General features: G+C 56.3%; 25 protein-coding genes. 15 read left to right on the top strand and 10 right to left on the bottom strand.

Annotated features, from left to right (window positions below; genetic code table 11):
• From WF513_RS09120 to WF513_RS09145, 6 genes are read left to right on the top strand one after another with little or no spacing between them, the layout of a single operon-like run.
• Positions 1-420 carry a host nuclease inhibitor protein gene (locus tag WF513_RS09120; protein ID WP_339079068.1) on the top strand — a complete coding sequence of 140 codons (420 nt, stop codon included), beginning with the start codon at positions 1-3 and terminating at the stop codon, positions 418-420.
• 1 nt (position 421) lies between these two features.
• Positions 422-739 carry a hypothetical protein gene (locus WF513_RS09125; protein ID WP_339079069.1) on the top strand — a complete coding sequence of 106 codons (318 nt, stop codon included), beginning with the start codon at positions 422-424 and terminating at the stop codon, positions 737-739.
• Positions 736-1014 (top strand): hypothetical protein, encoded by a 279-nt coding sequence (locus WF513_RS09130; RefSeq protein WP_339079070.1) that lies wholly within the window; start codon positions 736-738, stop codon positions 1012-1014. Before WF513_RS09125 ends, WF513_RS09130 begins: the two co-directional genes overlap by 4 nt.
• Positions 1007-1633, top strand: coding sequence for a DUF3164 family protein (locus WF513_RS09135; protein ID WP_339079071.1), 627 nt, complete (start codon positions 1007-1009; stop codon positions 1631-1633). The genes WF513_RS09130 and WF513_RS09135 overlap by 8 nt, the downstream gene beginning before the upstream one ends.
• Positions 1634-1635: 2 nt before the next feature.
• Positions 1636-2103 (top strand): regulatory protein GemA, encoded by a 468-nt coding sequence (locus WF513_RS09140; RefSeq protein ID WP_339079072.1) that lies wholly within the window; start codon positions 1636-1638, stop codon positions 2101-2103.
• Complete coding sequence (locus WF513_RS09145) at positions 2100-2462, top strand: Mor transcription activator family protein (protein ID WP_339079073.1); 363 nt, start codon at positions 2100-2102, stop codon at positions 2460-2462. The genes WF513_RS09140 and WF513_RS09145 overlap by 4 nt, the downstream gene beginning before the upstream one ends.
• Positions 2463-2835: 373 nt before the next feature.
• On the opposite strand, the gene WF513_RS09150 is transcribed toward WF513_RS09145, so the two are convergent.
• A complete protein-coding gene (locus WF513_RS09150) occupies positions 2836-4155 on the bottom strand; it encodes a Na+/H+ antiporter NhaC family protein (RefSeq protein WP_339079074.1) in 1320 nt (439 codons plus the stop codon).
• A 270-nt stretch (positions 4156-4425) separates the two neighbouring features.
• Between WF513_RS09150 and WF513_RS09155 the strand changes: the two genes are divergently transcribed.
• Both WF513_RS09155 and WF513_RS09160 read left to right on the top strand, forming a co-directional pair.
• Positions 4426-6570, top strand: coding sequence for a methyl-accepting chemotaxis protein (locus WF513_RS09155; protein WP_339079075.1), 2145 nt, complete (start codon positions 4426-4428; stop codon positions 6568-6570).
• Positions 6571-6686: 116 nt separating this feature from the next.
• Positions 6687-7283, top strand: a complete 597-nt coding sequence (locus WF513_RS09160) for an NAD(P)H-dependent oxidoreductase (protein WP_339079076.1) — start codon at positions 6687-6689, stop codon at positions 7281-7283.
• Positions 7284-7309: 26 nt separating this feature from the next.
• Here WF513_RS09160 and WF513_RS09165 read toward each other — a convergent pair whose 3' ends face one another.
• The 4 genes from WF513_RS09165 to WF513_RS09180 are packed head-to-tail and all read right to left on the bottom strand — an operon-like array spanning position 7310 to position 9920.
• A complete protein-coding gene (locus WF513_RS09165; RefSeq protein WP_339079077.1) occupies positions 7310-8629 on the bottom strand; it encodes a sensor histidine kinase in 1320 nt (439 codons plus the stop codon).
• Positions 8626-9294 carry a response regulator transcription factor gene (locus WF513_RS09170; RefSeq protein WP_339079078.1) on the bottom strand — a complete coding sequence of 223 codons (669 nt, stop codon included), beginning with the start codon at positions 9292-9294 and terminating at the stop codon, positions 8626-8628. Before WF513_RS09170 ends, WF513_RS09165 begins: the two co-directional genes overlap by 4 nt.
• A complete protein-coding gene (locus WF513_RS09175; protein WP_339079079.1) occupies positions 9295-9603 on the bottom strand; it encodes a PepSY domain-containing protein in 309 nt (102 codons plus the stop codon).
• Positions 9604-9611: 8 nt separating this feature from the next.
• A complete protein-coding gene (locus WF513_RS09180; RefSeq protein WP_339079080.1) occupies positions 9612-9920 on the bottom strand; it encodes a PepSY domain-containing protein in 309 nt (102 codons plus the stop codon).
• Between the two features lie 197 nt (positions 9921-10117).
• Here WF513_RS09180 and WF513_RS09185 point away from each other — a divergent pair, with 197 nt between their 5' ends.
• The 4 genes from WF513_RS09185 (at position 10118) to WF513_RS09200 (ending at position 12380) form a co-directional block, all read left to right on the top strand.
• Positions 10118-11197 (top strand): patatin-like phospholipase family protein, encoded by a 1080-nt coding sequence (locus tag WF513_RS09185; RefSeq protein ID WP_339079081.1) that lies wholly within the window; start codon positions 10118-10120, stop codon positions 11195-11197.
• Between the two features lie 221 nt (positions 11198-11418).
• Positions 11419-11688 carry a hypothetical protein gene (locus WF513_RS09190; protein ID WP_339079082.1) on the top strand — a complete coding sequence of 90 codons (270 nt, stop codon included), beginning with the start codon at positions 11419-11421 and terminating at the stop codon, positions 11686-11688.
• A 194-nt stretch (positions 11689-11882) separates the two neighbouring features.
• Positions 11883-12110 (top strand): DUF1272 domain-containing protein, encoded by a 228-nt coding sequence (locus tag WF513_RS09195; protein ID WP_339079083.1) that lies wholly within the window; start codon positions 11883-11885, stop codon positions 12108-12110.
• Between the two features lie 54 nt (positions 12111-12164).
• The gene (locus WF513_RS09200) at positions 12165-12380 is read left to right on the top strand and encodes a DUF2970 domain-containing protein (RefSeq protein ID WP_339079084.1); all 216 of its coding nucleotides are present in this window, start codon (positions 12165-12167) and stop codon (positions 12378-12380) included.
• Position 12381: 1 nt separating this feature from the next.
• On the opposite strand, the gene WF513_RS09205 is transcribed toward WF513_RS09200, so the two are convergent.
• Positions 12382-13494, bottom strand: coding sequence for an ABC transporter substrate-binding protein (locus WF513_RS09205; protein ID WP_339079085.1), 1113 nt, complete (start codon positions 13492-13494; stop codon positions 12382-12384).
• Between the two features lie 144 nt (positions 13495-13638).
• On the opposite strand from WF513_RS09205, the gene pnuC reads away from it, so the two are divergent.
• Positions 13639-14205 (top strand): nicotinamide riboside transporter PnuC, encoded by a 567-nt coding sequence (gene pnuC / locus WF513_RS09210; RefSeq protein WP_339079086.1) that lies wholly within the window; start codon positions 13639-13641, stop codon positions 14203-14205.
• Entirely contained in the window at positions 14202-14732 is a 531-nt protein-coding gene (locus tag WF513_RS09215; protein WP_339079087.1) for an AAA family ATPase, read from the top strand. Before pnuC ends, WF513_RS09215 begins: the two co-directional genes overlap by 4 nt.
• Here WF513_RS09215 and WF513_RS09220 read toward each other — a convergent pair.
• Positions 14721-15188: a DUF3429 domain-containing protein gene (locus WF513_RS09220; RefSeq protein ID WP_339079088.1), complete on the bottom strand. Its 468-nt coding sequence runs from the start codon at positions 15186-15188 to the stop codon at positions 14721-14723. The genes WF513_RS09215 and WF513_RS09220 overlap by 12 nt on opposite strands.
• A gap of 304 nt (positions 15189-15492) precedes the next feature.
• Here WF513_RS09220 and queD point away from each other — a divergent pair, with 304 nt between their 5' ends.
• On the top strand, positions 15493-15849 hold the full coding sequence (gene queD, locus WF513_RS09225) for a 6-carboxytetrahydropterin synthase QueD (protein WP_339079089.1): 357 nt from the start codon (positions 15493-15495) through the stop codon (positions 15847-15849).
• Positions 15850-15959: 110 nt separating this feature from the next.
• On the opposite strand, the gene ligA is transcribed toward queD, so the two are convergent.
• The 3 genes from ligA to smc all read right to left on the bottom strand — a co-directional run bounded on the left by ligA (position 15960) and on the right by smc (position 22870).
• Positions 15960-18329 (bottom strand): NAD-dependent DNA ligase LigA, encoded by a 2370-nt coding sequence (ligA, locus tag WF513_RS09230; protein ID WP_339079090.1) that lies wholly within the window; start codon positions 18327-18329, stop codon positions 15960-15962.
• Positions 18330-18390: 61 nt separating this feature from the next.
• Positions 18391-19215 (bottom strand): cell division protein ZipA, encoded by an 825-nt coding sequence (gene zipA, locus WF513_RS09235; protein ID WP_339079091.1) that lies wholly within the window; start codon positions 19213-19215, stop codon positions 18391-18393.
• Between the two features lie 166 nt (positions 19216-19381).
• Positions 19382-22870 carry a chromosome segregation protein SMC gene (smc, locus tag WF513_RS09240; protein WP_339079092.1) on the bottom strand — a complete coding sequence of 1163 codons (3489 nt, stop codon included), beginning with the start codon at positions 22868-22870 and terminating at the stop codon, positions 19382-19384.

Here is a 22870-nt window from a genome sequence, read left to right on the forward strand (position 1 = left end):
ATGGCTATCAATATCGCGATGCTTATGGAACAGGCCGGTGTGTGGGCCTCGGCTTGGAGCCTGGTAGGCGGCCGGTTCGACCAGGGTGATCAGCTGCAGGCAGCCAACGAGGAGAAGGCTCGCCTGGAAGACATGCTCGAATTGTTCGAGGAACAGATCGATGCAAGTGCTGCACCCGGCAATCTGCAGGAGATCGCCGAAGGGCTGATCAAGTGGCATAAGAACAAACTGCGCAACTTCGACACAGTTCTCGACGCACCTAAGGATACCGAGGTACGCCTCGGCTCTGGGGATGATCCGTTAATCCTAGCGGGCGAGCAGCTCAAGGGCTTTCGCATCGGTTTGAACATCGCGCGGGAGTGGATTCAGAAGTTCCCCCTGAGCATCGACCCCACTATGTCCAGCGACGAGGAGGTGTGACATGGCCAGTCTTCAGCTTGTAGCACCACCTGTTCAGCGGCCAATGAGCATCACTGCGCCTGAGTTCCTGCCGAAGCTGGCTGAGTTCAACGAACTGACCCGCGCCGTGCGTGATGCCGGTCTGCAGATCACGGCGATGTCCTTCCTGGACAACACCATCATCATCAGCATCGACAGTGTTGAGCTGCTGGCCCGCCGCTTCGGCCACGAAGTACGCGGCCAGCGTCACCGCACCGAAGGCCGCTTCACCCGCAACGCGGTGACCATTCGTGGTGTCGACGTTGCGTGGTTCTCCCTGGTGAAGGAGCAGAACCGATGAGTACTCCTGCCAAGCGTTACGACACGCTGGTTATCTGTGGCGCCAACAGCAATGAAGTGCCTCGCGAGGCCGCTGGTGGCGAGGTTATCGCCTGGTCGGCCGGTCACGCCATTGCTGAGTATGGACCGCTCGAAGAGTTCGTCAGTGGTCTGGCTGACGGTGAGTGGTATAGCGACGTGGAAGCCATCGCTACTGAGGCGCAACGGGTACTGGAGTTGTCGCGCCGCCAGCGTGACCACGGCTGGCTTAATAATGAGGAGAAGAACAATGGCTGATACTCACCAAACGCCGGTACCGGCCGGCTATGTGCGCAACGGTGCTGGCCACCTGGTGCCTGAACACCAGGTGCGCGAGCACGACAAGCTGCGCGACCAGGTCGCCCGAGATCTGGCCCGCATTGCGCTGGAGATCAACAAGGCCCTGATCGAGTTCAAGGCCAAAGCCCTGGCCGATATCGACGATCTCATTGCACTTTCAAACGAGCGCTACGGCGTGACCATCGGCGGCAAGAAGGGCAATGCCTCCATCACCACCTATGATGGACAGTTCAAAGTCGAACGCCAAATGGCCGAGCGCCTGACCTTCACCGAGGAAATTCTCGCGGCAAAGGAGCTGATCGACCGCTGCATCCGCAAGTGGAGCGAAGGTGCCGACCAGCACCTGCGCGTGCTGGTTGATCGCGCATTCCGAGCAAACAAGCAGGGCCAGATCAAAACCGGAGACGTGCTCAGCCTGTTGCGTATCGAGATCGATGACGTGGACTGGAAGCTCGCCATGGAAGCCCTTAAGGATTCCATCCAGGTAAACGGTACCGCCGTCTACATCCGCGTCTATCAGCGTGTAGGTGATACCGACCGCTACGACCCTATCAACCTCAGTATTGCGGCGGTGTGACGATGAAAGCTGCGCCTCCCAATCCTAACCGTCTCCGCTTTATCAAGCTGATCCACGTTGCTCGTCGTGAGCTGCGTATGGATGACGATACCTACCGCCTGATGCTGGCTGGGATGAAGGGCTTGGACGGCGCAACATCTACTGCTGACTTGAGTGTTCCAAACCTGCTGAGGGTTTTGGAACAGCTTAAGCAGCGAGGCTTCATCGTTCGTCCAAACAAAAAGACCAAGCGGCCACTGGCCCAGGATGAGCAGTCAAAAAAGATTCGTTCTCTCTGGCTAACACTCCATGGCTTGGGCGCTGTACGCGATTCATCCGAGGAAGCCCTGGCTAAGTTTGCCCTGGGCATGACGAAGGTGGCCGCGCTTCAGTGGCTATCGGCAGACCAGGCTAGCCAAGTCATCGAGAACTTGAAGAAGTGGCACCAGCGCGTTCTTCGCGCCGCTAAATCTGACAAGGGGGATGCATGACCGACTTCCGAAGCAAAGGCCCTGAGCTGCTGATAGACCTGACTGAGCACATCGCCATTGCTCTGGCCGAACTTGTCTCAATGGAAAGCGCAAAGGCTCAGCACGTTGCGAAGGAAGTGTCAGACCGTATGGCGGCGCACTGGGGTGGCCAAAACATCTACTTCCCGATGGGCCAGTCGATCAAGCTGAGTCGCCGTGATCGGCAGATCTACGATGACTTCAACGGTTCCAACCACAGCGACCTCGCCCGCAAGTACGGAGTGTCGCTGCAGTGGATTTATAAGATTGTGAAAGCGGCGCGTAAGGAGGCGATCGCACACCGACAAGGTGATATGTTCAGCCCGGCCAGCGACGCCTGACCGGGCCTCCCGCCCATTGCAGTATCTGCAACTCTATTTAAAATTCCTCTCGTTAGAATCCCAGGCCGTGCCAGCTTGTCCCGGCTTATCTCACGTTTCTCCCTGGGAATATCTCGGTCTAACTCATCAAAGCGTTATCTCGGGCCTATCTCGAAGCTATCTCGAAGCTGGAGCGTTGTGGAGCGTGCCTGCTATTGCGCTTAACGTCGATCTGCAACAGATAAAAAGGACCTGGCGCAGGCCAGCCAACGGCAAGCCCAGGCATGAGCACTGCTTAGGCGACGCCAATAAAAACGGGGCTACCGATTTCTCAGTAGCCCCGCTTACGCGCTCACTGTCTAGTGCTAGTACTTGGTAAATAAACGATGCACGTTTAAAGCACCATGGCCGCTACCCAACCGAATACCAACAGGGGCAAGTTGTAGTGCAGGAAGGTCGGTACAACGCTGTCCCAAATATGGTTGTGCTGGCCATCGACGTTAAGGCCAGCCGTTGGCCCCAAGGTCGAATCAGAAGCAGGCGAGCCGGCATCACCCAGCGCGCCGGCGGTGCCCACGATGCACAAAATAGCCAGCGGGCTAAAGCCCAGTTGCAACCCCAGCGGCACAAAAATCGCTGCAATGATCGGCACGGTCGAAAACGATGAACCAATGCCCATGGTCACCAGCAAGCCGACCAGCAGCATCAGCAGCGCGCCCAGTGCTTTGTCATTGCCAATCAGTGCGGCTGAGCTTTCAACCAAGCTTTTCACTTCGCCGGTAGCCTTCATCACTTCGGCAAAACCTGCGGCGGCAATCATGATAAAGCCGATCATCGCCATCATCTTCATGCCTTCGGTAAACAACCCGTCAGCTTCTTTCCAGCGCACCACGCCGGACACCGAGAAGATGATAAAGCCCGCCAGCGCACCGATAATCATCGAGTCCAGCCACAGCTGAACGATAAAGGCGGCAGCAATAGCGACCCCGGCCACCAGCAGGCTTAGCGTGTTGTAGGCGACATCAACACGCTCGACCTGCTCGATTTTGCTGAGGTCATACACACGCTTTTTGCGGTAGCTAAACAGCACTGCAATCAGTAACCCGCACAGCATACCCAGCGCGGGAATAGCCATGGCATGAGTCACTTTTAGCCCGGTGACATCCACTCCGCCACTGGCCACATTGGCTAGCAAAATGTCATTAAGGAAAATTCCGCCAAAGCCCACTGGCAGGAACATATACGGGGTGATCAAACCAAACGTCAGCACACAGGCGATCAAACGGCGGTCAAGTTGCAGCTTGCTCAGTACATACAGCAGCGGCGGCACCAGCAGCGGAATAAAGGCAATGTGAATCGGTAGAATATTCTGCGAAGAAATCGCCACCGCCAGCAAAAGAGCGATTAATAACCACTTGAGCAACCCCGCACTTTTAGCGTCTTGTTTGCCGACCATCGACAAGGCTTTATCCGCCAACGCATGGGCCAAACCGGATTTGGCAATCGCCACCGCAAAGGCACCCAGCAAGGCGTAAGACAGCGCCACGGTAGCTCCGCCGCCCAAGCCTTTGTTAAAGGCCGCCAGTGAGCCCTCAATACCTAAGCCGCCGAGTAAACCTCCGGCCAATGCGCCAATAATCAAGGCCACCACCACATGCACACGGCATAAGCTGAGAATCAGCATGATTCCCACGGCCGCAACAACTGCGTTCATCCAATTACTCCCACTCTTGACTTAGTCTGCAAGGCCTTGGCCTTGCGTGTATGCACCGCCGGTTTGGCGAAGGGCGCGTACTCTGCACAATGCTGACCAACCTGTCAAAACAGCCGTAAATTATTTACTACAACGCGTAATTAATTTCTCTTACTCTCGTGCTTGCGGTTCTGCTGGTCTGTAATTTGCTGCTTTAATCCGCGTGAACTTAAAGAAAAGCGCTCAAGCGCCGATAGTCGCCGTAAGCCTCCTCCATAAAAGGTCCTGAAAATGCTGTTCAGCCGGCTCTCCATCCAGTTAAAAATTACCCTATTGGCAGGTCTATGCCTGCTGGCCATCGTTGCTGTGCTCGTTTCGGCTTCGGTCATTCAAGCCTCACGCAATGCCGAGCTGGTTAAAAAGACCAGCACTAAAATGCTTGAAGAGTCAGCGCAGCTGCGCATGACGGCGCGCAGTGAGTCCCAAGCGCTGCAGATACAACGCTATTTTATGGATGCTTACCAATACGGTCGCGGCGCGGCCACACAAGTACTGTTTATCCGCGAGCAGGCAGAAAAACGCTTTCTTGACGCATTTGATCTGCGTGAGGACTTAACCCGTCATGTGCGCAGTGCGCTGGAAGGCAACCGTAGCTTATTGGGCGTCTATGTCGCCTTTGAGCCCAACGCGCTGGATGGCAAAGATGAGCTCTTCCCCGACCAGGCCAACCTCGGCAGTAATGATAAGGGTCGTTTCTCGGTGTACTGGTCGCAGGGCGATAACGGCGAACTTAGCTCAGAAACCATGCCAGAAAAGGATCTAACCAACACCACACCAGGCCTCAGCGGTGCGCCCTACAACGCGTGGTACAGCTGCCCATTGCAGAAAAAACAGGTGTGCCTACTTGACCCCTATATTGATGAGGCGGATGGGGTGAAAATCTTAATGACCAGCATCGCCTTCCCACTGGAACAAGACGGTAAAGTCATTGGCGTTTTGGGTGTGGACATCAGCCTCGCCAGCTTGCAAGCGCTCAGCATCGAAGCTCACCAGGGCCTGTTTGATGGTGCCGGACACGTCAGCATCATCAGCCCAGCCGGCTTGCTGGCAGGTTATAGCCGTGACAGCAGCCTGCTGGGCGGTAAACTGGATAAAGCATTCAGCACACGGCACAGCGAGATACTCAGCCGGCTCGCCAGCAATCGCCCGGATGCCTCGCACTATGACGGCGCGCTGCAGGTGCTGCAGCCGCTGCTACCCATTCCTACTTCACCGCCTTGGGGCGTTTTAATTGAAGTCCCTGAGCAGGTTTTGCTTGCCCCAGCCGCTCGTCTCGAAGCCGAAATGGATGCAGTTGGCACGCGCAACACGGCTGTTTCCCTTGGCCTGGGTTTGGTTGTGGGGGTTATTGGCATTCTACTTATTTGGCTGATGGCATTGGGCGTTACCCGCCCGATACTTGGCGTAGCAGCCATGTTGGAAAATATTGCCAGCGGCGAAGGTGACCTCACTCGCCGCTTGGACTATGCCAAGCAAGATGAACTGGGCCAATTGGCCAGTTGGTTCAACCGTTTTCTCGACAAGTTGCAACCGATAATCGCTGACGTGAAACGCAGCGTGCAGGATGCCCGCAACACAGCCGACCAATCCGCCCTGATCGCCAACCAAACCAGCGACGGTATGCAACAGCAATACCGCGAGGTTGATCAAGTGGCCACGGCCTTCCAAGAAATGAGCGCCACGGCGCAAGACGTCGCGCACAACGCGGCCCAAGCAGCGGAAGCCGCGCGCACCGCCGACCAAGCCAGCCGCGAAGGGATTGATGTTATCGCCCAGACCACTTCAAGCATTGAGTTGCTCTCCAAAGAAATGAGCGTAGCCATGCAGGAAGTTGAAGGCTTGGCTGACAGCAGCGAGAAAATCGGCTCAGTGCTCGAAGTCATTCGTTCAATCGCTGAGCAAACCAACTTACTGGCCCTGAATGCTGCGATTGAAGCCGCTCGCGCGGGTGAAGCCGGACGTGGCTTCGCAGTCGTGGCCGATGAGGTGCGCAACTTGGCCAAACGCACTCAGGATTCGGTTGAGGAAATCCGTCAGGTGATTGAAGGCCTGCAAAGCGGCACCAAAGAGGTGGTCAGCACCATGCACAGCAGCCATCGCCAAGCCCAAGGCAGTGTTAGCCAAGTTGAACAAGCGGTGGCTGTGCTGCAACGCATCAGTCAGGCGGTCAGTGTCATTACCGACATGAACCTGCAGATTGCCAGCGCAGCTGAGGAACAAAGCTCGGTGGCCGAGGAAATCAACCGTAACGTGGCGTCTATCCGTGATGTTACTGAGTCAATTTCATCTCAGGCTGATGAATCAGCAAAAATCAGCCAGGGTTTGAATAAACTGGCTAACCACCAACAAAGCTTGATGGACCAGTTCCGCGTCTAATGACCAACACATGACACCACTGGACTGTTGTTCGGGTGGTTGTTTACGTGTGACGCAGGCTTGCAATCGTTAGCCTGCGTTTTTAATTTTTTGACGCGCTTATTTAGAGGTACACGATGCTCAAAATCGCTTTGGTGGCTGGGTCCAGCCGTAACAACAGCCAATCGGGGAAGGTCGCCCGCTTCCTTCGCCAGCGGCTTATTCAATTAGGTTATACCGACGATGCGCACAGCCGAGTCATTGACCTTGGCCTTGCGCCTTTGCCACTTTGGCCAGCTGAGGACAGTGGCCCTTGGGGGCTCTACAGCAAGCAATTGATTGCCGCAGACGCCGTGGTCATTATCTCGCCGGAGTGGAATGGCATGGCCTGCCCGGCCATCAAGAACTTTTTCATTTACGCTGGCAAAGCGGAACTGGCGCACAAGCCAGGGTTACTGGTGGGGGTCTCGTCAGGTGTGGGTGGGGCTTATCCGATCAGTGAACTTCGCGCCTCCAGCTACAAGAACTGCAGGCTCTGCTACCTGCCTGAACACCTGATTGTGCGTAATGTTGAGAAGGTCTTGAACACCCCCGCGCCGAGTAATGAAGATGATCAGCGCCTGCATGCACGCATCGATTATGAGCTGGATATTCTGGTTAAGTACGCGCACGCCCTCGTTCCGGTTCGCGCCGCTATCGACATGACGAACCCTGAGTTTGCCAACGGCATGTGAGCCTTGGGTTAAGCGTGCCTGAGTTCTCAGGTGCGCTTGAGCGGCAGCGTTACTCTAACGCGTAGACCGCCCAGTGGGTTTTCTGTTAGCTGCAATTGCCCGGCCCACGCATCGACAATGTCGCGCACGATGCCTAACCCTAAGCCATGCCCGGCCACCGCTTCATCCAAACGGTTGCCGCGACTGATGACCTCTTCGCGCTGAGTCGCGTCGATACCCGGGCCATCATCATCGATCAGCAATTGATAGCCTTCTGCTTGTCGGCTGATGTGTAACTGCACATCGCTGTCAGCCCACTTACAGGCGTTATCCAGCAAATTACCCAGCAGCTCCAACAGGTCTTCGCGATCCCAAGGCAAACGCAGCCCGGCTTCAGCCTGCCAGTTGAGTTCTAGGTGGTTGCCATGGATCATCGTCAGGGTCGAGAACAGTTCCGGCAGCTCATGCGCGCAATCGAAGTGCGCGCCCGGCAGTGCTTCCCCAGCCAGCCGCGCGCGGCCCAGCTCGCGGGCGATACGTTGTTCGATCTGTTGCAATTGCACGTTGAGGCTCTCGCGTAACTGTGGAAATTGCTTGAGCTCATCGCGGGTGGCTAAGTTGAATAACACCGCCAGTGGCGTTTTTAGGGCATGGCCGAGGTTACCCAAGCCATTGCGTGAACGTTTAAGAATGTCCTCGGTGTGCGCCAGCAGATGATTGATCTGCGCCACCAGCGGCTCAAGCTCCAGCGGTACGTGCTGGTCTAACTGACTGCGCTGGCCTTGTTGCAGCTGCATAAGCTGCAAACGCGCTTTTTCCAACGGGCGCAGAGCGCGGCTAACCGTCAGGCGCTGCAGCAACAGAATCAGCACCAGAGCCGCTATTCCAAGCGCTAGGATAATTTTCTGCACCTGGCTGAAACTGTTAAGGATGGGCGTGTAATCACGCGCCACGTGAATGACGATTTGCTCGCCATAACGCTGATAATCAGCGCGGTAAACCAACCAAAGCTGGCCTTGCGGGCCATCACTAAGAGCCTCCTGCAGCCCTGAGGTTGCAGCAGGCGTCAGCTCACGGTCCCACAACGATCGCGAACGCCAGTTTTGCCCGGCAAGGTCAATACGAAAATACAGACCTGAATAAGGCCGCTTAAACGCGGCGCTAAGGCGGCGTTCATCCAGCTGCAAGCCATTGGGGCCGCGCACAATCGCCCCCAAAAGGGTTTGTGTTTCATCTTGCAAGGTTGCTTGCAAATAGTTGCGCAGGCTGCGGTCAAACAACCACAAGCTACTTTGCCCAAGCAGCAGACCCACAATCAGCAGCACGCTGATTAGCCCTAGGCTCAACCGTCGCTGGATCGACCTCAAGCCCCATCCCCATTAAAGCGATAACCTTGGCCACGGCGTGTTTCAATGATCTCGCGACCCAATTTGCGCCGCAGGTGATTAACGTGGACTTCAATTACGTTGGAGTCGCGCTCGTTCTCGCCGTCATACAAGTGCTCGGCTAGGTGGCTCTTGGACAGTAATTGTCCGGCATGCAGCATGAAGTAACGCAGCAAGCGGAACTCAGCAGCCGTCAACTGAACGTCTTCATGGTTACGCTTGACGGTTTGCCGACTTTCATCCAACTGCAACCCCGCCGCTTCCAGCTGAGGCTGGTTAGCCAGACCACGAGCGCGCCGCAGCAGCGATTGAATGCGCAGTTGCAGTTCTTCTGGGTGGAACGGCTTGCTCAGGTAGTCATCAGCGCCGGCTTTAAGCCCTTCAATACGTTCCGCCCAGGAGCCACGCGCGGTGAGGATCAACACTGGCGTGCTTAAGCCGCCCGCCCGCCAGTCCTGCAACACCTCAAGCCCCGGTTTGCCGGGCAGACCGAGGTCAAGAATAATCAAATCATAGGGTTCGGTTGCGCCCTGATGGCTGGCGTCGCGGCCATCGGCGAGCCAGTCAACGGCATATCCTTGGCGATTTAGGCTGGCCAGCAGTTCATCAGCCAAGGGGACGTGATCTTCAACCAGTAATAATCGCATTCAGTCTTCCGCCTCGTCCTTGAGCACTTCACCTGTGCCCGCCTGTAACTCGAGCTCACGCACGACGCCTTGTTTGGTCACTAACTCAACCTCATAAACCAGCACGCCGTCTTCCTCCTCCAGCTCAACTTCGAGTAAAACGGCGCCGGGATGGCGCTGCAATGCCTTCTGCAATAACTGATCAAGGGGCATGATCAACCCTTCGCTGCGTAGGCGAAGGGCTTCATCTTGGTTCAGGTCGCGGGCACTGCTGTTAAACGCTAGCGTCAACAGCAGGCAGGCCAGAACTGGGCGTACAAGACAAGCCATGCGGCTCATTAATTATCTCGTTGGTTCTTCAGGACCTGGCCGCTGGTCGCATCCAACTCGATATCCCACTGCACGCCTTGAGCATCGCGAACTTCCACTTGGTAGATGTAGCGGCCGTATTCTTCTTCCAGCTCAGTGTCTTCGGTGGTGCTGCCGGCATGCAGCGCCATAGCTGAGGCGTTAAGTTTTTCAAAAGATTGAATGGTGCCGGCGTCACGCAGCTTAAGGGCCTCATCAGGACCCAAGTCACGGGCATGAGCTAAGCCTGCAGTGAGGGTCAGGGCAGTGGCAGCAACTACAGCGGTCAATGTTTTCATATTCAAGTCCTTGGCTGGGTATTGGCTTTCGATGGAGATCACGTTACTGCACATGACTTAACCCAACCTGAATTTACTTAACCTGCTGCTTTAAGCCTGATTTATCCAGACCCATGCGCGCATCATTCACGCGCTGAAGTCGCTTGGTCTGTGTTCAAGGGGCTTTATAATCACCGCCTTGAGCGATAGAGGCCAGCATGAGCGCGATAATAATCAAGTCCCCCGCCCTGACTATTAAGGCCGGTAAACGTGCATTCGCACGCATTCGCCAACAAGGCCTTCAACCGGCAGATGTCGGCATTTTGCCGGGTGCTGCAGGCGGGCCAAAGGCGTTGGGTATTCAGGGGCTAGACTTGGCACTGTTCGGCGACTGGTTGCCGCGAGTACCGCGTGAACGCTCGTTGATTGGTGCCTCTATCGGTTCTTGGCGTTTCGCCAGTGCATGTTTACCCGACGCTGCAGCCGGCATTCGACGCCTCGGTGAACTGTATACCTCACAACGCTATGCCAAAGGCGTGAGCATGGCTGAGGTGTCGCACAGTTGCAGCCTGATGCTGGAACACCTCCTGGGTGACGACGCAGCCAGCATCCTCACTAACGCCCACTACCGCTTGAATATCGTCGTGGTGAAAAGCCGTGGCTTGCTCCAGCATGATCATCGCGGCGCTCTATGTTTGGGCCTTTCTTCGGTGATTGGCAATAACCTGCTGGGTCGCGCGCGCTTGGGCAAACACTTTGAACGGATAATTTTGCACGACGCACGCCAGGCGCCACCGCTGGAAGCCCTCAGTGACTTCCCCTCGCGCTGCCTTGAGCTTGATGGCGAGAACTTGCGCCAGGCCTTGCTGGCGTCGGGCTCGATCCCGATGGTTATGCAAGGGGTGCGAGATATTCCCGGCGCTGGACCTGGAACTTACCGCGATGGTGGCCTGCTCGACTATCACCTCGACCTGCCTTACAGCGGTGATGACATCGTGCTGTACCCACACTTCACCGATAAGGTTATCCCCGGCTGGTTCGACAAAGGTATGCCTTGGCGCCGTGGTGACGAGGGGCGTTTGCAAGATGTGCTGCTGCTCGCGCCTTCACGCGACTATTTGGCAGGCTTGCCCCATGGAAAACTCCCTGACCGCAGAGATTTCAGCCGTTACCTCGGCGATGATTCCGGTCGTGAGCGCTATTGGCGCACCGCTATGAGCGAAAGCCGGCGCCTCGGTGATGAGTTCCTCGAACTGGTTGAAAGCGGTCGCCTCGGCGAGCAACTGCAAGCACTTTGATATCCGCTTACCCGCTCGATTACCGGTGACCTGCGAGCCCGCTCCCTCAACCTATTTCTAGTATTGATCCGATAAAACTGTGTTTTATCGGACATTTTCGTGCATTTCTTAGCCAGCATGTGACTTAGCGGTCAGCTTTGTTCATCAACAGCTATGACTGGCAAGCGTGTAATCACCGCTTGCCCTTGTGTAGCTGGGACCACCTCGGAGAAACCGACCCCATGAACGCACCGCTGCGTTTTAACGAAGCTCTGCTGATTGCTGACCGTGCCTTTAAACCTTTCCAATGCATTGCATGGGCCCAGCAAGACGGCACTGGCAACCTCAGCCTTAGCGTGATCGACCGCACCAGCACACGCGTGCTCGGCCGCACTCAATTGTCCAGCAGCACTTACAGCGACCCCGTTGAGTTTGCAGGCCTGCTAAAGCAGTCCCGCGACCAACTTAGCGAGCAAAGTTTTGTGCTGGAGCCGTGGAGCATGCCGGAGTAATCCGCTGCTTTCTCAAGGGCTCTGAGTTGCCGACCTACCTTTATCAGAGCCCACAGCGTCTTTTGTGCAGCGCGAATAAAGCTTTGCGCTTATACAGTTACTCGTAGTCATTGCCATGGATTTGACTGCAGAGCTTTCTGCATTCCGGCGTTAGCGCTTATGCTCAATGCAACAAGCATTTCGAGGAGCCGGCCATGCTGCAATTACGCCCCAACTGTGAGCGCTGCGATTGTGACCTGCCGGCGGACTCACCGGATGCAGTGATCTGCTCTTTTGAGTGCACCTTTTGTCAAACATGTGCCCAGCAAAGCCTTCAGGGCAGGTGTCCAAACTGCGGCGGTGAGCTGCTACGTCGGCCGCGACGACCGCCAGCCGAATTGTTGCAACATCCAGCGTCAACAGTGCGGGTCAATAAGCCCTGACACTCCGCATTGCCAGCCTTCGCAGCTACTCTGTACAGACAAGAGGATTGCACAATGGACAATGATCAAGATAAACCGCTAACACTGTGGGAAATGCTGCAGAGCATTTTAAGTGCAGCGCTGGGCGTGCAGAGCGGTAAGAACCGCAGCCGAGATTTCTCGCGCGGCAAGCCCAGTCACTTCATTATTCTCGGGGTACTGTTTACGGCCGTATTTGTGCTGGTGATCTTCGCTGTAGTCAAACTGGTGCTGCACATGGCGGGGGTTTGAGTCACTGCAACAGGGGTTTAACAGAAAAGCCATAGTTTTTGATTTGCGGCCGATACACCGCGCTGAACTGTCGAAAATCCACTGCGTAACCCGGCACGTTGAGGCGTTGCTGCAAGCGCGCGGCCTGCTTTGCATCGAGCAAACTGAACAGCCGATCAACCCGATCCTTACCGCCTCGCTTCGCAAAATCCAGCCCAGCATGGTAGTCATGCAGCATGACCATGGCCCAGCCACCCAAGGTAAAATGCCCGCCGACCAGCACACAAATTCTGCCGTCAATGCGCGCCTGTAACACCTCATCGGAATTGTTTAGCGCTGCCAAGTGGATATCTTTTCCAGGCTGTTTGCCCAATTCCTGCGCCGCCTGCATCACCCCAAACGCCATCTCATCATTGGCCGCCCACACCAACTGCACGTCGGGATAGCGCGGCAGCATCAGTTGCGCTTGCTCATAGGCCCGCTGGCGGGCCCATTCACCGAATAACAGCTGTTGCAGTTTAATTTCCGGATGCTCGCGCAAGGCGCGTCGCAGGCCATCTTCACGTAGGTTGGAGGATGGCGTATCGCGAACGCCAGCAAAGGCCAGCAGGCTGCCCGGCTTACCCTGCAACTTGGCGATTAAGGCTTTAGCCATCCAATAGCCGGCCTGCTCGTCATTGGGGACCAAGCTACCGATCCAGTTGCGATACTGCCCACGCGAACCACCAACCATCTGCTGTTGTTCGAGCGTTAACGTGCTGTGCAGGGAAAACAGCTTGATTGGGCTATCGGCGAACAACCTCAGCAACTCAGGCGCTGTGTACATTTCATTGACGAACAGCAAGTAGTCCGGCTTGTTTTCGCTGGCCAGCACGTTGCGGGCTTTGTGCAGCAGAAGCTGCGGATCACGCTCGCCGTAGATAACTTGCAACTGCATACCTAAGTCATCAGCCGCCGCCTGCATAAATGCGCTGTAGCCAACCCAAAAAGGCTCATTAGAGAACCCCGGATTAAGAAACACCACAGACGCCGGTGGCTTTTCTGCTGCACGCGAGTTGTCGGCTGCAGCTTGCGCGACCTGGAAAAAAACTAATAAACACACGGCGCTGACGGCAGTTAAAACGGACCTGAACACGACACGACTCCTAAAGGGGGCGAAGTATATCGGTAAAGCCATAGCTATTTGCCATCAAGCTGACGTGCGTCGTTCGACAGCAAAGACCTCAGGTACGCTAATCGTTACAATCGTCGCCCACTATCACTCGTACATCGGTAACTTATGTCGCCTCTGGAAATCATCGCGTCAACGCTTGGCGTATGCGCCGTTTGGCTGACCGTGCGGCAAAACCGTTGGTGCTGGCCACTGGGCTTAATCATGGTGTTGCTCTACGCTTGGATTTTTTATGACGGCAAGCTGTATTCGAATATGCTGCTGCAAGGCATTTATGCGGTGCTGCAAGGCTACGGCTGGTGGCTATGGACGCGCGGTGGCAGCAGTCAAAGCGGCGTTCAAGTCAGTCGGCTGAGCCAGCAAAACATACTGCTAAGCCTGGCCATCGGTGCTGTCGGTGCTCTCGCTCTCGGTTATCTGATGGCGACCTTCACCGACGCTACGGCGCCTTGGCAAGACGCGGCACTCAGCGCATTCAGCCTGGTGGCTCAGGTGTGGATGGCGCAAAAACGGGTTGAGTGTTGGCCGCTGTGGATCGTTCTTGATCTATTGTTCGTTGCCCTGTTTGTGCAGCAGGGCCTGTACCCCACCGCTCTGCTGTATGGCGTATTTACCCTGCTGGCCGTCAACGGCTGGCTGACTTGGCGGCGTGACCGTGCGCTGGCTGACGTATGAAAGTGCTGGTACTCACAGGGCCGGAGTCCAGCGGCAAAAGCTGGCTGGCCGGGGAAATCCAAGCAACTTTTGGCGGGCAATTGGTCGGCGAGTACGTTCGCCACTTTATTCAACGCGAGCAGCGTGACACCTGCTTTGCCGACATCAGTGCTATCGCGCAGGGGCAACTCGCCTGGGAAGATAAAGCCAGAGCGGCACGCCCTGAGCTGTTAATTCTCGACACTCATTTGCTGAGTAATCTGCTCTGGAGCCAATCATTATTTGGCGATTGCCCTGCTTGGATTGAACCCGCCTTGCTCGAGCGCGGGTATCACCTGCATTTGCTGCTCGACCCCGTCGCGGTTCCTTGGGTTGACGACGGCCAGCGCTGTCAGCCGCAACTAGCCCAACGGCTTGCCTTCCACCAGCAATGTGAGCAGTGGCTGCGCCTGCACCAACAACCACTGCTGTGCATTCAAGGCGACTGGACGCAGCGGCGCGTGCAGACTCTGGAGTCGGTCGAGCGCTGGCTCAATTCAGCGCAGTAACACACTGGCCCAGGCCACCAGCAGGCTCAGGCAGACGATGATCGTCAGCGGCCTGCGCAAGCTCGGATACCATAGCGGCGCCAAACCCAGTTTGACCGCCCGCAGGTCGGCGGCATATAAGCCGCCAAACGCCAGCAAACACAGTGGCAAGGCAAAACTGGTCGGCATACCGCCGCTGATCGCCAGCCAGCCTAGCAGGGGCGGTATCACTGACAGCCCGAGCTGAATCTGCGCCGACTCACCGGCATCTTCTGCACGCATGGCCAAGCCCCAGTGAATCGCCCCCATAAAGGCCAAAATCACTGCGGCATAATCCAAGAGTGCCGCCAACACCACCACACGCCAGCCCTCCGGCGTGATCCAAATGCCCAAAGCCCCGCTTACAAAAGGTACCAGGCCGGCGTAACCGAGCAGCAACGCCAATTTAGGCGGATGCGGCGCGTCAAATGGATGCATAACTCACTCCTGATGATTGATCCTAAATAGGCCGCACTTTAAAGCCATAACCCGGGTTAACAGAAGAAAATTCAGGCACCTGTTTGGCGATAATCGCTGGGGCAAAGCGCTCATAATTGGCCCCGATTGGAAATTAGTGCGCCCGATAACCCTGCACCCGTGCGCATACCTGCTTCAGCTGATGCATCATCCACTGCATCGCGCTGTCCAGCGTTTACGAGACTGCGTTAACCGCTGCGCGAGCTGGTAAAATTCGTGCCTTGCAAAGTACCCTGTTGGCCGCACAGCACTTAAGAGAAATACCGTGGAATTGTTTAAAGAATTTATGTTTGAGGCCGCACATCGCTTGCCTCATGTCCCGCAAGGTCATAAGTGCGGACGCCTGCATGGGCACTCCTTCAAAGTGGCGGTGTATATCGAAGGTGAGGTTGATCCTTATACCGGCTGGATACGCGATTTTTCCGAGATAAAGGCGATCTTCAAACCGCTCTACGAACAACTCGACCACAACTACTTAAACGACATACCTGGCCTGGAAAACCCCACCAGTGAAGTATTGGCCAAGTGGATTTGGCAACAGCTCAAGCCGCTGCTGCCCGAGCTGTCGCGTATTCGCATTCACGAAACCTGCACCAGTGGTTGTGAATATCGCGGTGACTGAACGCGCGTTACCCGGCGTGCGTTTGATCGCGCGGCTTGCCTTGGAATAACGCCGCGTGGCGCTTGGCCTCTTACGACACCGCGTGAGAGGCCATCAGCTAGCGCAACAAGTCACAGGCCAAAGCCTGCTAGCGCGCCTAAGAACTGCGCCTCATCCATTACCTGCAGCCCCAACTCACTGGCCTTTGCCAGCTTTGAGCCGGCGCCCGGCCCGGCCACCACACAGCTGGTTTTTGCCGATACTGAACCTGCCACCTTAGCGCCCAAGCTTTCCAGTTTTTGCTTGGCTACGTCGCGACTCATGATCTCCAGGCTGCCCGTCAGCACCCACGTCTGCCCAGCCAGCGGTAAACCTGCGATGACTTTTTTCTCGCTATGCCAGTGCATGCCAAAGGCTTGCAACTGAGCCTCAATGGCACATGCACGCTCGGCATTGGCAACACGAGTAAAAAACTCACGCACCGCCTTCGCTTGTTTCTCTGGCAAGGTTTGCCGCAGGTCCAGCCAATCCGCCGCTAATATGGCCTGCAAGCTGGCGAATTTATACGCTAATTTTTGCGCACCTCCTGGGCCAACAGAGGGGATATGCAGCTTGTCGAGCATACCGGCCAATGTGGCGCTGGCGCTGAACTCAGCACTCAGCTCGCCCTGCCCCTGCAGGTGCAGCCCACATTGATCGCTGGCCAATAGGGCGTCGATCACTTGTTGGTTATGGCTGTCGGCAAAGAAGCTGTGGATTTCATGCGCTACTTCCAAACCTATATCCGGCAGGTAGGTGAGCACTTCGGGCAGGGCTTGCTGCACGCGCTGCAAGGATGCCAGCGCGCGGGCGAGTACTTTGGCGGTTTCCTCACCCACATCGGGAATGCCTAAGGCATAGATAAAGCGCGCCAAGCTGGGTTGCTTGCTGTCGGCAATGGCCTGCAGCAACTTGTTGCTGGACACTTCAGCAAACCCTTCCAAGTTGATGACTTGCTCAAAGGTCAGTTGATACAAATCGGCTGGCGAGGCGATGAGCTTTTCATCGACTAATTGGTCGATGGTCTTATCACCCAAACCTTCGATGTCCATGGCGCGGCGCGAAACAAAATGGATGATGGCCTGTTTAAGCTGTGCAGCGCAGGCCAGACGACCCACACAGCGGTACACCGATCCTGCGCTGAAGGTTTCTTTGCCCTTACTGCGTTTTACCAACTGAGTGCGCTCAACGTGAGAACCGCACACCGGACAACTTTGGGGAATATGCACGGCCCTGGCGTTATCGGGGCGCCGCTCAAGCACCACCTGCACCACCTGCGGGATGACATCACCGGCGCGGCGGATAATCACCGTATCGCCGATCATCACGCCCAAGCGCGCCACCTCATCCATATTGTGCAGCGTGGCATTGGACACCGTCACACCCGCGACTTTGACCGGCTTTAAGCGAGCAACAGGGGTGACCGCGCCAGTTCGACCGACTTGAAACTCCACATCCAGCAGTTCGGTCAGCTCCTCTAGCGCAGGAAATTTATGTGCAATTGCCCAGCGCGGCTCACGGGCGCGAAAGCCCAATTCACGCTGGTAGGCCAGGCTATTGACCTTGAACACCACGCCGTCGATCTCATAACCCAGCGACTCACGGCGCTCACCCATATCACGGTAATACGCAAGGCATTCATCTGCGCCGTTGGCCAGCTTCAGCTCACGGCTGATCGGCATGCCCCAGTGCTTTAAAGCCTGAAGAATCCCGACATGGGTTTGCGGCAGCTCACCGTGAACCTGACCGATACCGTAGCAACAGAACTCCAGTGGGCGGTTGGCGGTGATTTTTGAATCCAGCTGACGCAGGCTTCCCGCTGCGGCATTACGCGGGTTGGCGAACGTCTTGGCGCCCTGCTCCAGCTGCCGTGCATTCAAGGCCTCAAAACCGGCCTTGGACATAAAGACTTCGCCACGCACTTCAAGCACGGCTGGCCAGCCTTGGCCCTGTAATTTAAGCGGCACGTTGCGGATGGTGCGCACATTGACGCTGATGTCCTCGCCCGTGCTGCCGTCACCGCGCGTTGCCCCGCGCACCAGCACACCCTCGCGGTACAGCAGGCTGACGGCCAGGCCATCAAGCTTGGGTTCGCAGCTGTACTCAACCTCAGCGCCACCACCAAACAGATCGCCAGCAGGAAAATCAAGCCCTTCACGTACCCGACGCTCGAAATCCAGCAGGTCGGTTTCCTCGAAGGCATTGCCCAGGCTGAGCATTGGCACTTCATGCTTAACCTCGCCAAAAGCCGACAGCGCCAAACTGCCGACCCGCTGGGTGGGCGATTCAGCCGTGATCAGTTCAGGGTGCTGAGCCTCTAGGGCTTTTAGCTCGTGGAACAGGCGATCGTATTCGGCGTCTGGAACGCTCGGCTCATCGAGCACGTGATAACGATGGTTATGCCCATCCAGTTCAGCCCGTAGTTGCAGAATGCGCGGTGCGGCAAGCGAGGTGTCGGTCATTGCGGTGAGCTCTCAAACGAAAAGAGCAGCCTGGGCTGCTCTTTCTATATGTCGGGTTAAATCAGCGCTTGTTGGTCAGTTGCTTACGCTCATACTCGACGATGCGCTGACGATAGTGCTCGATGGTTTGCGCCGTCATAACGCTGCGCTGGTCATCCTTTAACTCGCCATTGAGTTCATGGGCTAACTTACGCGCGGCCGCCACCATCACATCAAATGCTTGTTTGGGATGACGCGGCCCCGGCAGGCCGAGGAAGAAACTTACAGCGCGCGTGCTGAAACCTTCGATATCGTCGAGATCAAAGGTGCCAGGCTTCAAGGCGTTGGCCATAGAAAACAATACCTCGCCATTGCCGGCCATGCTTTCGTGACGATGGAAGATGTCCATCTCGCCAAATCGCAGACCACTTTCGAGAATATTTTGCAGCAACGCTGGGCCTTTAAAGCCCTCTTCGTCGCGGGCGATAACATTGATCACCAGTACTTCTTCAACCGGCGGTAAGGGCTTGTTGGCTTCTTTGGCTTGGCCAGCGGTTTTCTCAGGCTCATCATCAACCGGATTAAGCAGCGTGGGCACGGGCTCTTCTACACCCAGATTGAGGTCACCTTGTTGTGGCTCACCAGTACGGCGGCGGTTCAATTCACGGGCACTCAGTGGAGGCAGGTCTTTTTCATCAAAGCCGGGGTCATTGTTGCGATCAATCACCCGGGGCGAACTCAACAGATCAGGGTCGCTATCATCATCTGGCAAGTTAGACAAATTGCGATCAAGTTTGAACTTGAGTTTGCCCTTGCCACCGCGCATTCGCCGCCAGCCATCAAAGAGGATGCCGGCAATGACAATAATGCCGATGACTATCAGCCACTCGCGCAGACCGAATTCCATGAAATACCTTAACCCCTAATTTAAATGTGATGAAAAGCCTTCCAAGGCCATTTTCTAATTTTTTACGATGCCAAGCCTCTGTTCTGACAGGCCTTTAGTGCATCTGACAAATAACAATGCGCATTAAGCTAGCACGACGAAAGATAACTTTACACCGCCTCGCGCCTCAGGACTCCACCAGCGCCAGCGCTTGCTCGACATCCACAGCCACCAAACGCGAACAACCGGGCTCATGCATAGTGACGCCCATCAATTGATCGGCCATCTCCATAGCAATTTTGTTGTGGGTGATATAGATGAACTGCACAGTTGCTGACATCTCTTTAACAAGCCGGGCATAACGCCCAACGTTGGCATCATCCAACGGCGCATCCACTTCATCGAGCATGCAGAAAGGCGCAGGATTGAGTTTAAAGATGGCAAACACCAACGCCAGCGCGGTCAGCGCTTTTTCACCACCAGAGAGCAGGTGAATGGTGCTGTTTTTCTTACCTGGCGGCCGGGCCATGATGGTGACGCCCGTATCCAGCAGGTCTTCGCCAGTCAGCTCCAAGTAGGCGTTGCCGCCGCCAAAGACTTTCGGGAATAGCGCCTGTAAGCCACTGTTGATTTGATCAAAGGTTTCTTTAAAGCGGTTGCGCGTTTCTTTGTCGATCTTGCGGATGACGTTTTCCAGGGTGTCCAGCGCTTCCACCAGGTCAGCATTTTGCGCATCCAGATACTGCTTCCGCTCTGACTGTTGCTGGTATTCATCGATTGCCGCTAGGTTAATCGGGCCAAGGCGCTGAATGCGCGCCGACAAACGCTCCAGCTCTTCTTCCCAAACCGTTTCGCCGGCCTCAGCTGGCAGGCTTACCAGCACACCATGCAGGTCGTAATTGTCTTCCAGCAATTGGTCCTGCAGCGCTTTACGCCGCACGCTTAAAGCCTGCCAGTCCATGCGCTGTTGCTCAAGCTGGCCGCGCACGAGCTGCGCTTGCTGTTCGGCCAGGGTGCGCCGCTTTTCCACGTCGCGCAGTTCACGGTCTGCATCTTCCAAGGCCAGACGCGCCAGTTTGAGCTCATCTTCTACCGCCATGCGTTTGTCGAGCTGCTCCTCAAGCTTCATGCGCAGCTCTTCCAGCGGCGCTTCGCCCTCACCTAGGTTGAGGTTGAGTTGTTCACGTTTTTCATGCAAACGCTCGGCTTGCAGCTCAAGGCGGTGCAACGCTTGCTGAGTCGAGTCATGCTGAGCTTTCAGCGACCCTAAACGCACGGCCAGTTGGTGCGCATGGTCCTTGTGTTGGCGAGCGTCCTGACGAATCCGATCAAGCCGTTCACGCAAGCTGTCGCGGCTGGCCAGCAGGCTTTCACGCTGCTCGTTGTCGCTGGCCATGGCATCCAAGGCCTCTTGCAAGTACAGCCGCGACTCACCCAGTTGTTCATGTTCGCTCTCGCGTTGTTCGGCCAGAGCTACCTGCTCACTGTCCAAACGGCTGCGTCTGAGGGTCAGCTGCTCAACCTTGGCTTGCCCGGCCGAGAGCTGAGCTTTTAGCTCACCAAGATGCCGCGCTTGATCCTGCGCTTGGCGACGCTGCTGCTCACGCTGCTCTTCCTGAACCTGCTGACTGTCGCGTAATTGCTCTAAACGTTGGTCGAGTAAGTCTAAGGTTGCTTCACGTTCTTCACGCTCAAGGCTCAGCCCTTGAATTTCCTGACCTCGGGCCAGCACACCACTTTGCTCGTCACTGGCGCGGCGCACGCGCAAAAAATATCGGCCAACCCAATAACCATCTTGGCTGATAAGGCTTTCGTCATCGGCCAGCGTTAGCCGAGCAGCCAAGGCTTGCTCCAAACTCTGTACCGGTTTGACCTTGCTCAGCCAAGGCGCTAAGTCGACACTGGTTTGGACCTTGTCCAGCAGGCTGCCAGCAACCCGCACACCGCTTTTGCGTGGGCTGGCAAGGCGCAAATCGCCTTGGCTTAAGCCTGAGAAATCCAGCCCCTGAAAATCATCCAATAAGACAGCTTGCAGGTCGGCGCCTAAGACGGTTTCCACCGCCAATTCCCAGCCAGCTTCCACTTGCAGGCCATCGGCCATGCGCGCACGTTCACTCAGGTGCTGTTCATGCAGCCAATCGCCGGCACCTTTGCCTGGATCAAGGGCAGCTTGCTGCAAGGCCTCCAGCGAGGCCAGGCGACCATTTAAGCGCTGCAGCTCGCCTTGCGCCTGTTGCTGGGACTGACCGGCTTGCTGCAAGTCAGTGCGCAACTGCTGCAGACGTTCAGTCTGCTGCTCTTCCTCACGCTGTAACGCCTCGAGACCGATGTCGCTTGCGGCAATCTGCTCGCTCAATTCGATAATCGCGGCATCTTGTGGGTCCGCGGCCAGTTGCTGCAGTTCATCAGTGAGGCGACGCTGACGCTCGGCAAGGCGCTCAAGGCTTTGCTCCAGCTGGGCAATCCGCGATTGCTGCACGTCGGCTTGGCGGCGTGGTTCAGCGCTGCGCTGATTAAAGCCATCCCACTGCACCTGCCAGGCCTGCATGGCGCTTTCAGATGCCTCCAGCACAACGGCGGACTCTTCAGCCGCCGCGGCGGTCAGCTCTTGCTCTGGCAGGAGCATCTCCAGCTCCTCGGCCAGAGTCGCCAGTAAGCTACGGTCATGACCGAGGTGGGATTCGGTTTCCAGGCGCGCACGTTCGGCGTCGTTAAGGTCATCGTGCAACTGGCGCAGGCGCTGCTGGCCATGCTGAATGCTTTGCTCAATTCGGGCGATATCACCGCCCACCGAATAGAACCGACCCTGGACCACGTTAAAGCGTTCACTGAGCTCATGATGGCCATCACGCAAGCGCTCGATGCTGGCATCGGCGTTGCGTTGCTCAGCCACCAAGGCTTCAAAAGCAATTTCTTGGTTACTGATCAGCGCTTCACGCTGACCCACCTGCTCATTCAACGCCTGCCAGCGTAAAGCTGTCAGTTGTGCCTTGAGTTGGCGTTCCTCGGCTTTGTATTGCTGATATTTTTCTGCTGATTGAGCCTGACGATGCAGGCGCTCAAGTTGACGCTCCAGCTCTTCACGCAGGTCGGTAAGGCGCGCCAGGTTCTCATGGGTGCGACGAATGCGCGTTTCGGTCTCGCGGCGTCGTTCCTTATATTTTGAGATGCCGGCGGCTTCTTCAATAAAGTTACGCAGGTCTTCGGGCTTGGCCTCGATCAATTTACTGATCATGCCTTGCTCGATGATCGAGTAACTGCGCGGCCCCAGGCCAGTGCCGAGGAAGATGTCGGTAATATCGCGCCGACGGCACTTAGTGCCGTTTAAAAAATAGGTGTTCTGACTGTCGCGGGTTACCCGGCGGCGGATGGAGATTTCGTTATAGCCTGCATATTCGCCGGTCAGGGTGCCGTCAGAGTTGTCGAAAATCAGCTCAATAGACGCCTGGCTCACCGGTTTGCGGGTGTTGGAGCCGTTGAAGATGACGTCAGTCATCGACTCGCCGCGCAGGTTCTTCGCCGAACTCTCGCCCATCACCCAGCGCACGGCATCGATAATATTCGACTTGCCGCAGCCGTTTGGCCCAACCACTGCGGCCATGTTGCTGGGGAAGCTCACGGTGGTCGGGTCAACAAAAGACTTAAACCCGGCGAGCTTGATGCACTTAAGGCGCAT

The organism is Pseudomonas sp. TMP9 (genome assembly GCF_037943105.1).
In the GTDB taxonomy this organism is placed as follows: Bacteria; Pseudomonadota; Gammaproteobacteria; order Pseudomonadales; family Pseudomonadaceae; genus Aquipseudomonas.

Bases quoted from the DNA above. Each gene is read 5' to 3' on its own strand.
- WF513_RS09120 (WP_339079068.1), top strand. From the start codon at position 1: ATGGCTATCAATATCGCGATGCTTATGGAACAGGCCGGTGTGTGGGCC.
- WF513_RS09125 (WP_339079069.1), top strand. From the start codon at position 422: ATGGCCAGTCTTCAGCTTGTAGCACCACCTGTTCAGCGGCCAATGAGC.
- WF513_RS09130 (WP_339079070.1), top strand. From the start codon at position 736: ATGAGTACTCCTGCCAAGCGTTACGACACGCTGGTTATCTGTGGCGCC.
- WF513_RS09135 (WP_339079071.1), top strand. From the start codon at position 1,007: ATGGCTGATACTCACCAAACGCCGGTACCGGCCGGCTATGTGCGCAAC.
- WF513_RS09140 (WP_339079072.1), top strand. From the start codon at position 1,636: ATGAAAGCTGCGCCTCCCAATCCTAACCGTCTCCGCTTTATCAAGCTG.
- WF513_RS09145 (WP_339079073.1), top strand. From the start codon at position 2,100: ATGACCGACTTCCGAAGCAAAGGCCCTGAGCTGCTGATAGACCTGACT.
- WF513_RS09150 (WP_339079074.1), bottom strand. From the start codon at position 4,155: ATGAACGCAGTTGTTGCGGCCGTGGGAATCATGCTGATTCTCAGCTTA.
- WF513_RS09155 (WP_339079075.1), top strand. From the start codon at position 4,426: ATGCTGTTCAGCCGGCTCTCCATCCAGTTAAAAATTACCCTATTGGCA.
- WF513_RS09160 (WP_339079076.1), top strand. From the start codon at position 6,687: ATGCTCAAAATCGCTTTGGTGGCTGGGTCCAGCCGTAACAACAGCCAA.
- WF513_RS09170 (WP_339079078.1), bottom strand. From the start codon at position 9,294: ATGCGATTATTACTGGTTGAAGATCACGTCCCCTTGGCTGATGAACTG.
- WF513_RS09175 (WP_339079079.1), bottom strand. From the start codon at position 9,603: ATGGCTTGTCTTGTACGCCCAGTTCTGGCCTGCCTGCTGTTGACGCTA.
- WF513_RS09180 (WP_339079080.1), bottom strand. From the start codon at position 9,920: ATGAAAACATTGACCGCTGTAGTTGCTGCCACTGCCCTGACCCTCACT.
- WF513_RS09185 (WP_339079081.1), top strand. From the start codon at position 10,118: ATGAGCGCGATAATAATCAAGTCCCCCGCCCTGACTATTAAGGCCGGT.
- WF513_RS09190 (WP_339079082.1), top strand. From the start codon at position 11,419: ATGAACGCACCGCTGCGTTTTAACGAAGCTCTGCTGATTGCTGACCGT.
- WF513_RS09195 (WP_339079083.1), top strand. From the start codon at position 11,883: ATGCTGCAATTACGCCCCAACTGTGAGCGCTGCGATTGTGACCTGCCG.
- WF513_RS09200 (WP_339079084.1), top strand. From the start codon at position 12,165: ATGGACAATGATCAAGATAAACCGCTAACACTGTGGGAAATGCTGCAG.
- pnuC (WP_339079086.1), top strand. From the start codon at position 13,639: ATGTCGCCTCTGGAAATCATCGCGTCAACGCTTGGCGTATGCGCCGTT.
- WF513_RS09215 (WP_339079087.1), top strand. From the start codon at position 14,202: ATGAAAGTGCTGGTACTCACAGGGCCGGAGTCCAGCGGCAAAAGCTGG.
- WF513_RS09220 (WP_339079088.1), bottom strand. From the start codon at position 15,188: ATGCATCCATTTGACGCGCCGCATCCGCCTAAATTGGCGTTGCTGCTC.
- ligA (WP_339079090.1), bottom strand. From the start codon at position 18,329: ATGACCGACACCTCGCTTGCCGCACCGCGCATTCTGCAACTACGGGCT.
- zipA (WP_339079091.1), bottom strand. From the start codon at position 19,215: ATGGAATTCGGTCTGCGCGAGTGGCTGATAGTCATCGGCATTATTGTC.
- smc (WP_339079092.1), bottom strand. From the start codon at position 22,870: ATGCGCCTTAAGTGCATCAAGCTCGCCGGGTTTAAGTCTTTTGTTGAC.